At 72.1% G+C, this 13,056-nt stretch carries 11 protein-coding genes; 10 read left to right on the top strand and 1 reads right to left on the bottom strand.

Annotated elements, in window-relative coordinates:
• Nucleotides 1–39 precede the first annotated feature (39 nt).
• The 6 genes from ACZ3ZE_RS24455 to ACZ3ZE_RS24430 all read left to right on the top strand — a co-directional run bounded on the left by ACZ3ZE_RS24455 (nt 40) and on the right by ACZ3ZE_RS24430 (nt 6,979).
• Nucleotides 40–1,665 carry a peptide ABC transporter substrate-binding protein gene (locus ACZ3ZE_RS24455; protein ID WP_363291790.1) on the top strand — a complete coding sequence of 542 codons (1,626 nt, stop codon included), beginning with the start codon at nt 40–42 and terminating at the stop codon, nt 1,663–1,665.
• Between the two features lie 110 nt (nt 1,666–1,775).
• Nucleotides 1,776–2,699, top strand: coding sequence for an ABC transporter permease (locus ACZ3ZE_RS24450; RefSeq protein WP_361166561.1), 924 nt, complete (start codon nt 1,776–1,778; stop codon nt 2,697–2,699).
• Nucleotides 2,692–3,699: an ABC transporter permease gene (locus ACZ3ZE_RS24445; protein WP_361166564.1), complete on the top strand. Its 1,008-nt coding sequence runs from the start codon at nt 2,692–2,694 to the stop codon at nt 3,697–3,699. Before ACZ3ZE_RS24450 ends, ACZ3ZE_RS24445 begins: the two co-directional genes overlap by 8 nt.
• A 6-nt stretch (nt 3,700–3,705) precedes the next feature.
• Nucleotides 3,706–4,689, top strand: coding sequence for an ABC transporter ATP-binding protein (locus ACZ3ZE_RS24440; protein WP_361166567.1), 984 nt, complete (start codon nt 3,706–3,708; stop codon nt 4,687–4,689).
• Nucleotides 4,682–5,845: an ABC transporter ATP-binding protein gene (locus tag ACZ3ZE_RS24435; protein ID WP_442305898.1), complete on the top strand. Its 1,164-nt coding sequence runs from the start codon at nt 4,682–4,684 to the stop codon at nt 5,843–5,845. Before ACZ3ZE_RS24440 ends, ACZ3ZE_RS24435 begins: the two co-directional genes overlap by 8 nt.
• A gap of 201 nt (nt 5,846–6,046) precedes the next feature.
• Nucleotides 6,047–6,979: a hypothetical protein gene (locus ACZ3ZE_RS24430; protein ID WP_467260662.1), complete on the top strand. Its 933-nt coding sequence runs from the start codon at nt 6,047–6,049 to the stop codon at nt 6,977–6,979.
• Here the strand turns inward: ACZ3ZE_RS24430 and ACZ3ZE_RS24425 are convergent, their stop codons facing one another.
• Entirely contained in the window at nt 6,980–9,154 is a 2,175-nt protein-coding gene (locus ACZ3ZE_RS24425) for an alpha/beta fold hydrolase (protein ID WP_361625270.1), read from the bottom strand. It abuts the gene before it with no gap.
• Nucleotides 9,155–9,310: 156 nt separating this feature from the next.
• Between ACZ3ZE_RS24425 and ACZ3ZE_RS24420 the strand changes: the two genes are divergently transcribed.
• The 4 genes from ACZ3ZE_RS24420 to ACZ3ZE_RS24405 all read left to right on the top strand — a co-directional run bounded on the left by ACZ3ZE_RS24420 (nt 9,311) and on the right by ACZ3ZE_RS24405 (nt 13,055).
• Entirely contained in the window at nt 9,311–9,505 is a 195-nt protein-coding gene (locus ACZ3ZE_RS24420) for a hypothetical protein (protein ID WP_046911704.1), read from the top strand.
• Nucleotides 9,506–9,546: 41 nt separating this feature from the next.
• Nucleotides 9,547–10,437, top strand: coding sequence for an N-acetyl-1-D-myo-inositol-2-amino-2-deoxy-alpha-D-glucopyranoside deacetylase (gene mshB, locus ACZ3ZE_RS24415; RefSeq protein ID WP_361625273.1), 891 nt, complete (start codon nt 9,547–9,549; stop codon nt 10,435–10,437).
• Complete coding sequence (locus tag ACZ3ZE_RS24410) at nt 10,434–10,778, top strand: DUF6113 family protein (protein WP_361166583.1); 345 nt, start codon at nt 10,434–10,436, stop codon at nt 10,776–10,778. The genes mshB and ACZ3ZE_RS24410 overlap by 4 nt, the downstream gene beginning before the upstream one ends.
• A 207-nt stretch (nt 10,779–10,985) precedes the next feature.
• A complete protein-coding gene (locus tag ACZ3ZE_RS24405; RefSeq protein WP_363291786.1) occupies nt 10,986–13,055 on the top strand; it encodes a peptidoglycan binding domain-containing protein in 2,070 nt (689 codons plus the stop codon).
• Nucleotide 13,056: the final 1 nt, after the last annotated feature.

The following is a 13,056-nucleotide window of genomic DNA, read 5'->3' as shown; positions in this document are numbered from 1 at the left end:
GGGGCCTAAGTCATACTGAGGACATTCGGGAGGCACTCCATGCGCGGAGCCACGCACGCCAAGTGGGCCGCTCTGGCCACCGCCGTCGCCCTCGCGGCGACCGCCTGCGGCGGGGGCGGCGACAGCGGCGGCGGAGGGGCCGACGGCACCGTGAGCTCCTCCTGGGGCGACCCGCAGAACCCACTGGAGCCGGCGAACACCAACGAGGTGCAGGGCGGCAAGGTCCTCTCCATGATCTTCCGGGGGCTGAAGCAGTACGACCCGAAGACCGGCGCTGCCAACAACATGCTGGCCGAGAAGATCGACACCACCGACTCGATCAACTTCACCATCACGCTCAAGGACGGCTGGACCTTCTCCAACGGCGAGAAGGTCACCGCCAAGTCCTTCGTCGACGCCTGGAACTACGGCGCCCACCTGAAGAACAACCAGAAGAACGCCTACTTCTTCGGCTACATCGAGGGCTACAGCCAGGTCCACCCCGACAAGGGCGCGCCGACCGCCGCCACCATGTCCGGCCTGAAGGTCGTCAACGACACGACCTTCACCGTGAAGCTGTCGCAGAAGTTCTCGACCTTCCCCGACACCCTCGGCTACGCGGCCTTCGCCCCGTTGCCGCAGGCCTTCTACGACGACCACGCCGGCTGGCTCTCCAAGCCGGTCGGCAACGGCCCGTACACCGTGGACTCCTACGCCAAGGGCTCCCAGATGGTGCTCAAGAAGTGGGACTCCTACCCCGGCACGGACAAGGCCCAGAACGGCGGCATCACCCTCAAGGTCTACACCGACAACAACACCGCCTACACCGACCTGACGGCCGGCAACCTCGACCTCGTCGACGACATTCCCGCCTCGCAGCTGAAGAACGTCTCCGCCGACCTCGGCGGCCGGTACATCAACACCCCCGCCGGCATCATCCAGACGCTCTCCTTCCCCTTCTACGACCCGGCCTGGAACAAGCCCGGCCAGGAGAAGCTGCGCACCGGCCTGTCCATGGCGATCGACCGCAAGCAGATCACCGACACGATCTTCCAGAAGACCCGCACGCCCGCCCAGGACTGGACCTCGCCGGTGCTCGGCGCCGAGGGCGGCTTCAAGGACATCTGCGCCGCGTCCTGCGTGTACAACCCCACCGAGGCGAAGAAGCTGGTCGCCGAGGGCGGCGGCATCCCCGGCGGCACGATGAAGATCTCGTACAACGCCGACACCGGCTCCCACAAGGAGTGGGTGGACGCCGTCTGCAACTCCATCAACCGCGCCCTCGGCAACAACAAGGCCTGCGTGGGCAACCCGATCGGTACCTTCGCCGACTACCGCAACCAGGTCACCCAGTCGAAGATGACCGGGCCCTTCCGGGCAGGCTGGCAGATGGACTACCCGCTCATCCAGAACTTCCTCCAGCCGCTGTACTACACCGGCGCCTCGTCCAACGACGGCAAGTACACCAACCCCGAGTTCGACAAGCTGGTCGACCAGGCCAACGCCGAGACCGACACCGCCAAGGCCGTCGGGCTCTTCCAGCAGGCCGAGACCGTGCTGAAGAACGACATGGGCGCCATCCCGCTCTGGTACCAGAACGGCAGCGCCGGCTACTCGGACCGGGTCGAGAACGTGCTGCTCAACCCGTTCAGCGTCCCGGTCTACGACCAGATCAAGGTCAAGTGACGTCGTAGCAGGTCGGCGGCGTACGGCCCGGCCCGCGGAACTCCGCGCCGGGCCGTACGTGCTCCTCCCGCCCGCCCTCCCGCCTTCCTCCCCTCTCCCCGGAGGCTTCCATGGGTCGATATGTGATCCGGCGGCTGCTGCAGATGATCCCGGTCTTCTTCGGCGCCACGCTGTTGATCTTCCTGATGGTGAACGTGATGGGCGACCCCATCGCCGGACTCTGCGGCGACCGGGCATGCGACCCGGCGACCGCCGCCCAGCTGCAGAAGGAGTTCGGCCTCGACAAGCCGGTCTGGCAGCAATACCTGATCTACATGGGCAACGTCTTCACCGGTGACTTCGGCACCGCCTTCAACGGACAGCCCGTCACCGAGCTGATGGCCAGCGCCTTCCCGGTCACCATCCGGCTCACCATCGTCGCGATCTTCTTCGAGATCGTCATCGGCATCAGCCTGGGCGTCCTCACCGGCCTCAAGCGCGGCCGTCCCGTCGACACCACCGTGCTGCTGCTGACCCTGGTCGTGCTCTCCGTCCCCACCTTCGTCACCGGTCTGCTGGTCCAGCTGCTGTTCGGCGTGAAATGGGGCTGGATCAAACCGGCGGTGTCACCCGAGGCGCCCTTCAACGAGCTGATCGTCCCCGGCCTTGTCCTGGCCTCCGTCTCGCTCGCGTACGTCACCCGGCTCACCCGGACCTCGATCGCCGAGAACAAGCGCGCCGACTACGTCCGCACCGCCGTCGCCAAGGGCCTCCCGCGCCGCCGGGTCATCACCCGCCACCTGCTGCGCAACAGCCTGATCCCCGTGGTGACCTTCATCGGCGCCGACATCGGCGCGCTGATGGGCGGCGCCATCGTCACCGAACGGATCTTCAACATCCACGGCGTCGGCTACCAGCTCTACCAGGGCATCGTCCGCCAGAACACCCAGACCGTCGTCGGCTTCGTGACCGTCCTCGTCCTGGTGTTCCTCCTGGCCAACCTGCTGGTCGACCTCCTGTACGCCGTCCTTGACCCGAGGATTCGCTATGCCTGAGCCGCTTGAACCGTTTGAGCCGCTTGAGTCGTACGGCGCCGAGGGGCGGGCCGTCGCCTCCACCGGTGCCGGGGGCGCGTCCGACCTCGCCACCGCCGAGGCCGAGACCCTGGAGAAGCCGCTCGGAGGCCCCGAAGGCAGCGGCCCCGACAACAAGCCGCGCTCCCTGTGGTCCGACGCCTGGCACGACCTGCGTCGCAACCCCGTCTTCATCGTCTCCGGGCTGATCATCCTCTTCCTGGTGATCATCTCCATCTGGCCCCAGCTGATCGCCTCCGGCGACCCCCTCGACTGCGACCTGTCCAAGGCGCAGGAGGGCTCCCAGCCCGGCCACCCCTTCGGCTTCAACGGCCAGGGCTGCGACGTCTACACCCGGACCGTCTACGGCGCCCGCACCTCGGTCACCGTCGGCGTGCTCGCCACCCTGGGCGTCGCGATCCTCGGCAGCGTCCTCGGCGGCCTGGCCGGCTTCTTCGGCGGCGGCTGGGACGGCGTGCTGTCCCGCATCACCGACGTGTTCTTCGCCATCCCCGTCGTCCTCGGCGGCCTGGTGCTGCTGTCCGTGGTGACCAGCGCCACCGTCTGGCCCGTCATCGGCTTCATGGTGCTGCTGGGCTGGCCCCAGCTCTCCCGCATCGCCCGCGGCTCCGTCATCACCGCCAAACAGAACGACTACGTCCAGGCCGCACGCGCCCTCGGCGCCTCCAACTCCCGGATGCTGCTGCGCCACATCGCGCCCAACGCCATCGCCCCCGTGATCGTCGTCGCGACCATCGCGCTCGGCACGTACATCTCCCTGGAGGCGACCCTGTCGTACCTCGGCGTCGGACTGAAGCCGCCGACGGTGTCCTGGGGCATCGACATCTCCTCGGCCTCGCAGTACATCCGCAACGCCCCGCACATGCTGCTCTGGCCGGCCGGCGCGCTCGCCGTCACGGTGCTCGCCTTCATCATGCTCGGCGACGCGGTGCGCGACGCCCTCGACCCCAAGCTGAGGTAGGGGACCATGCTGCTCGAAGTGCGTGACCTGCACGTGGAGTTCCACACCCGCGACGGGGTGGCCAAGGCGGTCAACGGCGTCAACTACTCGGTCGACGCGGGGGAGACCCTCGCCGTGCTCGGCGAGTCCGGCTCCGGCAAGTCCGTCACCGCCCAGGCCGTCATGGGCATCCTCGACATGCCCCCCGGGAAGATCAGCGGCGGCGAGATCCTCTTCCAGGGGAAGGACCTGCTCAAGCTGAAGGAGGAGGAGCGCAGGAAGATCCGCGGCGCCAAGATGGCGATGGTCTTCCAGGACGCGCTGTCCTCCCTCAACCCGGTGGTCAGCGTGGGCGAACAGCTCGGCGAGATGTTCCAGGTGCACCGCGGGATGTCGAAGAAGGACTCCCGGGCCAAGGCCGTCGAGCTGATGGACCGGGTCCGCATCCCCGCCGCCAAGGAACGCGTCGGGCAGTACCCGCACCAGTTCTCCGGCGGCATGCGGCAGCGCATCATGATCGCGATGGCGCTCGCCCTCGAACCCGAGCTGATCATCGCCGACGAGCCGACCACCGCCCTCGACGTCACCGTCCAGGCCCAGGTCATGGACCTGCTCGCCGAGCTCCAGCGCGAGCTCAACATGGGGCTCATCCTCATCACCCACGACCTCGGCGTGGTCGCCGACGTCGCCGACAAGATCGCCGTCATGTACGCGGGCCGGATCGTCGAACAGGCCCCGGTCCACGAGATCTACAAGGCCCCCGCCCACCCGTACACGCGCGGCCTGCTCGACTCCATCCCGCGGCTCGACCAGAAGGGCCAGGAGCTCTACGCGATCAAGGGCCTGCCGCCCAACCTGCTCGCCATCCCCTCCGGCTGCGCCTTCAACCCGCGCTGCCCGCTCGCCCAGGACGTGTGCCGCACCGACGTGCCGCCGCTGTACGACGTCACCGAATCGCCCGTACCGCGGTCGAGCGCCTGCCACTTCTGGAAGGAGTGCCTCCATGGCTGAGGCGATTCTCCAGGTCCGCGACCTGGTCAAGCACTATCCGCTGACCCAGGGCGTCCTCTTCAAGAAGCAGGTCGGCGCGGTCAAGGCGGTGGACGGCGTCGACTTCGACCTCGCCGCGGGCGAGACCCTCGGCATCGTCGGCGAGTCCGGCTGCGGCAAGTCGACCGTGGCGAAGATGCTGGTCAACCTGGAGCGGCCGACCGCAGGCACCATCTCGTACAAGGGCGAGGACATCACCGGGATGTCCCCACGCGCCCTCAAGGCCGTGCGCCGCAACATCCAGATGGTGTTCCAGGACCCGTACACCTCGCTCAACCCGCGCATGACGGTCGGCGACATCATCGGGGAGCCGTACGAGATCCATCCCGAGGTCGCGCCGAAGGGCGACCGGCGCCGCAAGGTCCAGGACCTGCTCGACGTCGTCGGCCTCAACCCGGAGTACATCAACCGCTATCCGCACCAGTTCTCCGGCGGCCAGCGCCAGCGCATCGGCATCGCCCGCGGCCTCGCCCTCCAGCCCGAGGTCATCGTGGCCGACGAGCCCGTCTCGGCCCTGGACGTCTCCGTCCAGGCCCAGGTGATCAACCTCCTGGAGCGGCTCCAGAACGAGTTCAGCCTGTCGTACGTCTTCATCGCGCACGACCTGTCGATCGTCCGGCACATCTCCGACCGGGTCGGCGTCATGTACCTCGGCCGGATCGTGGAGATCGGTTCCGACGCGGAGATCTACGACCACCCCACCCACCCGTACACCCAGGCGCTGCTCTCCGCCGTGCCGGTGCCCGACCCCGAGGCGCGCGTGCACCGCGAGCGGATCATCCTCGCCGGCGACGTGCCCTCCCCGGCCAACATCCCCTCCGGCTGCCGCTTCCGCACCCGCTGCTGGAAGGCCCAGGAGCGCTGCACCCTGGAGGTCCCGCTGCTCGCCGTCCCGGCGGTCTTCCGGCTGACCGACAGCCCGGCCAAGCACGACTCGGCCTGCCACTTCGCGGAGGAGAAGCAGGTCGTGCCCCCGGAGAACGGCACGGCGGGCCCGGGCGCCCCGCAGACGCCGCCCGGCCCGGGCACCCCGCCCGGCCCGGACGCCCAGGGGACGCCGCCGGCCCCGCACGCTCCCGGGACGCCGGACGCCCCGGGGACGCCTCCGGAGGCTTAACGTCCGGGCAACTTCGTGGAATTGGATCCGATATACGGACGCGGGACGCTCGACAGCGTACGGCCGTGCGGGTGCCGTGAGACCGGTCGGGGCGCGCCATGTCGTCCCGACCGGTCGCTCCGCGAACCGACTTGACGCACCATCCCTCCGCATCCGCGGAACCGCTTGTTTCAGCCGATGGCGACCGTGAGTATCGGCCCCGTGACTGTCACACGAACGGCACGTCTCACCGGCGCCGCCCTGTGCGGCGCGCTCGCCCTCGTCATCGCCGTCTGGCTGCTGCGCGACCTGGCGGCCTTCCGGGCGCCCGCCGAACTCCTCTGGTACTGGGCGGGGGACCGGGCCTTCCTGCTCCGCCGCAGGGCCGCCACCTCGCTCGTCGACCCGGTGCTGCTCGTCGCCTACGTCGCCACCGCGCTCGCCGCCCTGCGCTCCTCGCTCGCCGGGCCCGCGCTCGCCGCCACCGGGCTCACCACCCTCGCGCTGCGGCTGCCCGGCCTGTGGGCCGCCGGCGTCGACGCCCTGGTCACCAGCCTGCTCACGCTCGCCCTCGCCGCCGGGCTCGTCGTCACCGCCGCCGCGGGCCGCCGCGAGGTCCACGAGGGGGAGCCCGGCGGCCCGGACCGCCCGCGCACCGGACCCGCCGTCGCCGCCGGGACGCTCTGCGGGCTCGCCGCGCTGGTCTGGGCGGCCTGGGAGGTGCACTGGGCGAGCGCGCTGCCGGTCGAGTTCACCGTCGACCGGTTCACCGGCGGGCGCTCCCTGCTGCTGCCCGCGCTCGCCGTCCCGCCCGGCTGGCTCGCCGTCGTGCTCACCCTGCTGCTCGCCGCCGCCGCGGGCAGCGCCCTCACCCGGGCCCGGCACACCCGCCCGGTCGGGCTGCTCGCCGGGCTGCTGCTCACCGGCTGGGGGACCGGGGGCGTGGCCACCGCGCTGCGCGCCGGCTGGTTCGGCGACTTCCCGCACCTGGAGACCGACGCCCTGCTCTCCGTCCTCACCTCCGTCTTCGCCGTGCTCGCCGGGACCGCCGTCATGGTGCTGCTCGCGCGGCCGGGGGAGCGGCGCCGCTCCCCGTACCGGCCCGCCGCCGCCCTGCCCCCGGCGCCGCCCGCGCACCGGCCGCCCGGCTGGTGATCAGTCCAGGCCCAGCGCCCGCTTGAGGAAGTCCACCTGGAGCAGCAGCAGGTTCTCCGCCACCTGCTCCTGCGGCGTCATGTGCGTGACGCCCGACAGCGGCAGCACCTCGTGCGGGCGGCCGGCCGCGAGGAGCGCGGAGGAGAGCCGCAGGGTGTGCGCCATCACCACGTTGTCGTCGGCGAGCCCGTGGACGATCATCATCGGCCGGGCCGGCTCCACCGCCCCGCTCAGCCCCTCGTCCGTCACCAGCGAGTTCGCCGCGTAGACGCCCGGCTCCTCGTCCGGGTGGCCCAGATAGCGCTCGGTGTAGTGGGTGTCGTAGAGGCGCCAGTCCGTGACCGGGGCGCCCACCACCGCCGCGTGGAAGACGTCCGGCCGGCGCAGCGCCGCCAGCGCGGCCAGGTAACCGCCGTACGACCAGCCGCGGATGGCCACCCGCCCGAGGTCGAGCGGGAAGCGGCCGGCGAGCCCGTGGAGCGCCTCGATCTGGTCGTCGAGGGTGCCGGCGAAGTCCCGGCTGACCGACTTCTCCCAGGCCGGGGAGCGCCCCGGCATGCCGCGCCCGTCGGCGACGATCACCGCGAAGCCCTGCTCGGCGAACCACCGCGAGGTCAGATACGGGTTGTGCGCGGCGACCACCCGCTGCCCGTGCGGCCCGCCGTACGGGTCCAGGAGGACCGGCAGCGGCCCGTCGCCCTCCGACCAGCCCGAAGGCAGCAGCACGGCGCACGGGATCCGCCGTGCGCCCCCTTCGACGAGCCGCACCCCGGCGGCGAGCGGCGGCGTCTGCGCGTACGAGGCGACCTCGGCGACCGTCTTCCCGTCCCGCAGCACCCGCACCACGCTCCCCGGGACGTCCGGCCGCGCCGAGGACAGCACCGTCACCGCACCGGAACGCACCGCTCCGTGCACCCCGGCCCCCTCCGAGACCCGCTCGACGCCCCCCGTACCCCCGGTCCCCACCCGGTACACATGGATCTCACCGATCTCAGGAGCCTCCGCGGCCTCACCGGCCGACGCCGAGATCAAGACATCTTCGGCGCCCACGTCGAGCACCGCCCGCACATGCAGCGTCCCGTCCGTCAGCGCCCGCTCCCCGACCGCGAGCACCCGCGCGCCGCCCTCGTCGGCGATCCGCACCAGCCGCCCGTCCGCCGTCCGGGCCGGCACCCCCGCGAACAGCTCCAGCCAGACCGGATCCTCGTCCCGGCGCACCTCCCGCGTCGCCCCCGACACCGGGTCGACCTCCAGATACGCCTGCGTCCGCTGGTCCCGGGCCTGGACGAGCAGCAGCGGCGCCCCGTCGCCCGACCAGCGCACCCGGGCCAGATACGGGAACGCCGCCCGGTCCCACGCCACCTCCGTACGGGCCCCGGCGAGGTCCACCAGGAACAGGCCGACCTCCGCGTTGGGCGTGCCCGCCGCCGGGTAGGCCACCGCGTGCGGCGCCCGCTCCGGGTGCGCCGGATCGGCGATCCACCAGCGCCGCACCGGCCGTTCGTCCACCCGCGCCACCAGCAGCCGGTCCGAGGACGGCGCCCACCAGAAGCCCCGGCTGCGGCTCATCTCCTCCGAGGCCGCGAACTCCGCCAGGCCGTACGTGACCCCCTCCGCCTCCGGCTCGGCCAGCGCCCGGTCCGCGCCCGCCGCCGAGCCCGGGTCGGTGCCCGTCACCCGCAGCGCCCCGCCCGCCGCGTACGCGACGTACCGCCCGTCCGGCGAGGGCCGCGGGTCGACCACCGGCCCCGGCACCGGCAGTTCGCGCGCGGTGCCGGCCCGCAGCTCCGCCGTGAACAGGCGCCCGGACAGCGCGAACGCCGCCAACTCCACGGCCCCGTCCACGGCATAGCCCACGATGCCGCCCGAGCCCTCCCTGCTGCGTTCCCGGCGTGCCCGCTCCTCCGCGGACAACTCCTCCTCCGCGCCCGCGAGCAGCGCCCCCGGATCGGCCGCCAGGCGCTCGACGGGGCCGCCGGGCCCCCCGCTCCCCCCGGTCCCTCCGAGGTCCAGCACCCACAGCCCGTGGGAGCGGTCCGTCCCCGAGGCGGACCGCACGAACACCACCCGCTCGCCGTCCGGGGACACGCTGAACGCGCGCGGGGCGCCGAGCGTGAACCGCTGCGTCCGCGCGTACCGGCGGGGGAAGGACAGGGAGTCTCGTGACGTAGTCATGTGACCGAAACTAGCGTCCGTGCGCCCCCTCATGCCCCCGTACACCGATCGATGCGATGGCACGGATAGTTATGATCCGTAGCGCTAGGTGGGTATGCATCTCCTGGCACATGCCAACTGAAGGTCCGACCCGAAGAAGTATGGAGGTGAACCGCCGTGGCACTCTCGATTTCGGTGGTTGTGCTGCTGGCGATCGTCGTCTTCCTGCTCATCCGGAAATCCGGGCTCAAGGCCGGACACGCGGCGATCTGCGCGCTCCTCGGTTTCTACCTCGCGAGCTCGTCCATCGCCCCGTCCATCAGCACGCTCACCACGAACGTGGCGAGCATGATCGGCGGACTGAAGTTCTGACCTGCCGCTCCGCCGGTGGTCCCGCCTCGTAGGGTGGGGCCATGACGGTTCTCCCTGCCCGTCGTCTGCTCCTGGTGCATGCCCACCCGGACGACGAGTCGATCAACAACGGCGCCACCATGGCCAGGTACGCGGCCGAGGGCGCCCAGGTCACCCTGGTGACCTGCACCCTGGGCGAGGAGGGCGAGGTCATCCCGCCCGAACTCGCCCATCTCGCGCCCGACCGGGAGGACCGGCTCGGCGAGCGCCGGGTCGGTGAGCTCGACGCCGCCATGAAGGAGCTGGGCGTCACCGACCACCGCTTCCTCGGCGGCCCGGGGCGCTTCCGCGACTCCGGAATGATGGGCGCCGAGCAGAACCGGCGCCCGAACGCCTTCTGGAACACCGACGTCGACACCGCCGCGCCGTACCTCGTCGAGGTGATCCGCGAGACCCGCCCGCAGGTCCTCGTCACCTACGACCCCGACGGCGGCTACGGCCACCCCGACCACATCCAGGCCCACCGGGTCGCCACCCGCGCCGCCGAACTGGCCGCCGACCCCGCCTACCGGCCCGAGCTCGGCCCCGCCCACGCCATCGCCAAGATCTACTGGAACCGGCTCCCGCGCCCGGTCGTCGAGGCCGGCTTCGCACGGCTGCGCGCCGAGGGCTCGGTCTTCCCGGCCGACGCGCGGATCGGCGACCTGCCCGGCGTCGTCGACACCGACCGGATCACCGCCGAGATCGACGGCGGCAGCGCCCACGCGGCCCGCAAGACCGCCGCCATGCGCGCCCACGTCACCCAGATCGCCGTCGACGGGCCCTTCTTCGCCCTCTCGAACAACCTGGGCCAGCCGATCTTCACCACCGAGTACTACGAGCTGGTCCACGGCGTGTCCGGCGCGCCCGTGGGCGAACGCGAGACCGATCTGTTCGCCGGAGTCGCCTCGTGAAGGGGCGTTACGTCTGGTACGCGGTCCTCGTCGTCCTCGGCGCCCTCGTCGGGGCGGCCGGCTCCCTGGTCCAAGCCGCCTGGTTCCCGGCCGGGTTGCTGCTCGCCCTGCTCGCCTCCGCCGCCGTGTTCTACGGCGGCCGGATCGCCACCGGCACCCAGCTGGGCGTCGCGGCCTCCGGCGGCGGCTGGCTGATCGCCATCGTGGTGCTCAGCTTCGGGCGCCCCGAGGGCGACGGCCTGTTCGGCGGCGGACTCGGGGAGATGGTCTTCCTGCTCGGCGGCATGGCCGTCGCTGTGATGTGCGCCACGATGAACCGCCTGTCCCGACCTGCCCCGTGAGCAGGCCCACTTGACCAGGGCGTGACCCGACGGCCGGGCCGGACAACCCCCGGTCCGGCCTGACTTCGGCCGGATTGCCCATGGCCGATCCACGCCGGGTCGGGTACAGAACGGCGGCGGCCAGTATGGTGGTGCGCGCCGTCGACCGCCCCGATCACCCAGAGCGTCAGCAAGAGCGGGCGGCGGAGCCAACCGGGAGATCCTGCTTTGAGTCGTGAAACTGGTCGAGAGACTGACAGTTCGTCCTCCGGCGCCCAGGCGCGCGGCGGGGCCGCGTACCCCTCGGGCACCCCTCCGTACGGGATCCGCCCGGGCCAGGAGGCGAGGGAGGAGACCCCCGCGGCCTCCGCGCCGCCTGAGGAGCCCAAGACCGAGACCACGCTGACGACCCGTATCCGGATCAACATCCCGGGTTCGCGTCCGATCCCGCCCGTGGTCGTCCGCAAGCCGGTCGCCGACGCGGCCCCCGACGTCCAGGCGCAGGCCCAGGCGCAGGCCAAGGCACAGGCGCAGGCCCCGGCCCCGGTGGCCGAGCCCGAGCCGCCGCGCCCGGAGCCGGTGCCCGAGCCCGAGCCGGTCACCCCGGCCGAACCGCCCCGGGCGGAGGAGAAGCCGACCAGCGACTGGTTCGCCCCGCGCAAGCCGGCCGCCGCCGCCCCGGCGCCGAAGCCCGCCGCCGCCCTGCCCCCCGGGCCGGGCCCGGTCACCCCGGCGCCCGCGCCGGCCGCCGCCGCGCCCGGCTTCGCCGGCGGCTCCGCCTCCGACGGCGTCCCGTCGGCCGCGAGCACCACCCAGAGCATGCCGATCGTCACGCCGCTGACCGGCGGCCCCGGCCACACGCCCGCGGGCGGCACGCCGGTGTTCGACCCCGGCGCCGGGAACCCGCTCTACGACAGCGGCCCGGGCCACACGCCCGCCGCCGGCACGCCCGTCGTCACCCCGCCCTCCGGCCCGACCACCGGCCCCGTCACCGGCCGCAGCCCGGTCGTCGGCCCCGGCCACCGGCAGGGCGGCGCCCCGGCGCACGGGATGCCCGGCGTGCCCGGCATGCCGGGCATGACAGACGCGCTGCGCATGTCGGACGACACCGCGATCCTGACGCCGCAGAGCCCCGCGCCGCACGACGGCGCCCACGTCTCGGGCGCCACGCTCACCAGCGGCATCCAGGCCGTCCCGCCGACCGCGACGCCGGGCCCGGACACGGCCCCGCGGATCCCCGAGCGGCAGGCCGCGCCCTTCGACGGCGGCTACGACTCCTACGACGAGCCGGACGCCTACGACGAGCCCGCGCCCGCCCCGGCCCGCAAGCCCGCCCCGGCGCCCGCCAAGAAGGGCCGCTCCAAGCTGGTCCTCGCCGGTGTCGGCGTGGTCGTCCTCGCCGGTGTCGCCTACGGCGCCGGACTCCTCCTCAACCACTCCGACGTCCCCAAGGGCACCACCGTGCTCGGCGTGGACATCGGCGGCGGCACCAAGGAGGAGGCGGTCACCAAGCTGGAGACGGCCCTGGGCAAGCGCGCCCACGCCCCGCTCCAGCTCGACGTCGGCGGCAAGAAGACCGAGCTGGCCCCCGACAAGGCGGGCCTCGCCCTGGACGCGCAGGAGACCGTGCGCGCCGCCGCCGGCAGCGACTACAACCCGGTGTCGGTCATCGGCTCGCTCTTCGGCGGTCAGCGGGTCGCCCAGCCGGTCTTCCCGGTCGACGAGGAGAAGCTGGGCGTCGCCCTCACCGACCTGGCCGGCAGCTCCGGCTCGGCCACCGAGGGCACGATCCTCTTCACCCCCGGCAAGGTCACCGCCGTCGAGGGCAAGCCGGGCAAGAGCCTGGACGTCCAGCGCTCGATGATCGCCGTCAAGGACGCCTACCGCGCCCAGGTCGAGACGGGCACGGCGAAGTCCGTCGCGCTGCCCGTCGTCACCCGGCAGCCCACCGTCACCAAGGCCGAGCTGGACCGGGCGATGAAGGACTTCGCCGAGCCGGCGATGTCCGGCCTGATCCGGATCAAGGCCGGCACGAAGAAGATCGACTTCGGCCCGGCCCGGTCGCTCCCGAAGATCCTTTCCATGCGGGCCGTCGACGGGAAGCTGGTCGAGGTCTACAACAAGGAAGCGATCACCGAGCTCCTCGACGGCGTCTTCGCCGGGGTCATGATCACCAAGGGCGACGGCAGCAAGCACGAGGTCTCCGCCGACGACGTCGCCTTCGTGATGCGCGACGCCCTGCGCGGCAAGGGCCTGGCCGAGCGCACCAAGACGATCGACCTGAACGGCGAGGGCTGAC

Source organism: Streptomyces sp. NPDC023157 (assembly GCF_055560575.1).
This window is presented reverse-complemented; position numbering and strand designations above follow the sequence as displayed.

Coding starts and splice junctions, on each gene's coding strand:
- ACZ3ZE_RS24455 (WP_363291790.1), top strand. CDS start 40: ATGCGCGGAGCCACGCACGCCAAGTGGGCCGCTCTGGCCACCGCCGTC.
- ACZ3ZE_RS24450 (WP_361166561.1), top strand. CDS start 1,776: ATGGGTCGATATGTGATCCGGCGGCTGCTGCAGATGATCCCGGTCTTC.
- ACZ3ZE_RS24445 (WP_361166564.1), top strand. CDS start 2,692: ATGCCTGAGCCGCTTGAACCGTTTGAGCCGCTTGAGTCGTACGGCGCC.
- ACZ3ZE_RS24440 (WP_361166567.1), top strand. CDS start 3,706: ATGCTGCTCGAAGTGCGTGACCTGCACGTGGAGTTCCACACCCGCGAC.
- ACZ3ZE_RS24435 (WP_442305898.1), top strand. CDS start 4,682: ATGGCTGAGGCGATTCTCCAGGTCCGCGACCTGGTCAAGCACTATCCG.
- ACZ3ZE_RS24425 (WP_361625270.1), bottom strand. CDS start 9,154: ATGACTACGTCACGAGACTCCCTGTCCTTCCCCCGCCGGTACGCGCGG.
- mshB (WP_361625273.1), top strand. CDS start 9,547: ATGACGGTTCTCCCTGCCCGTCGTCTGCTCCTGGTGCATGCCCACCCG.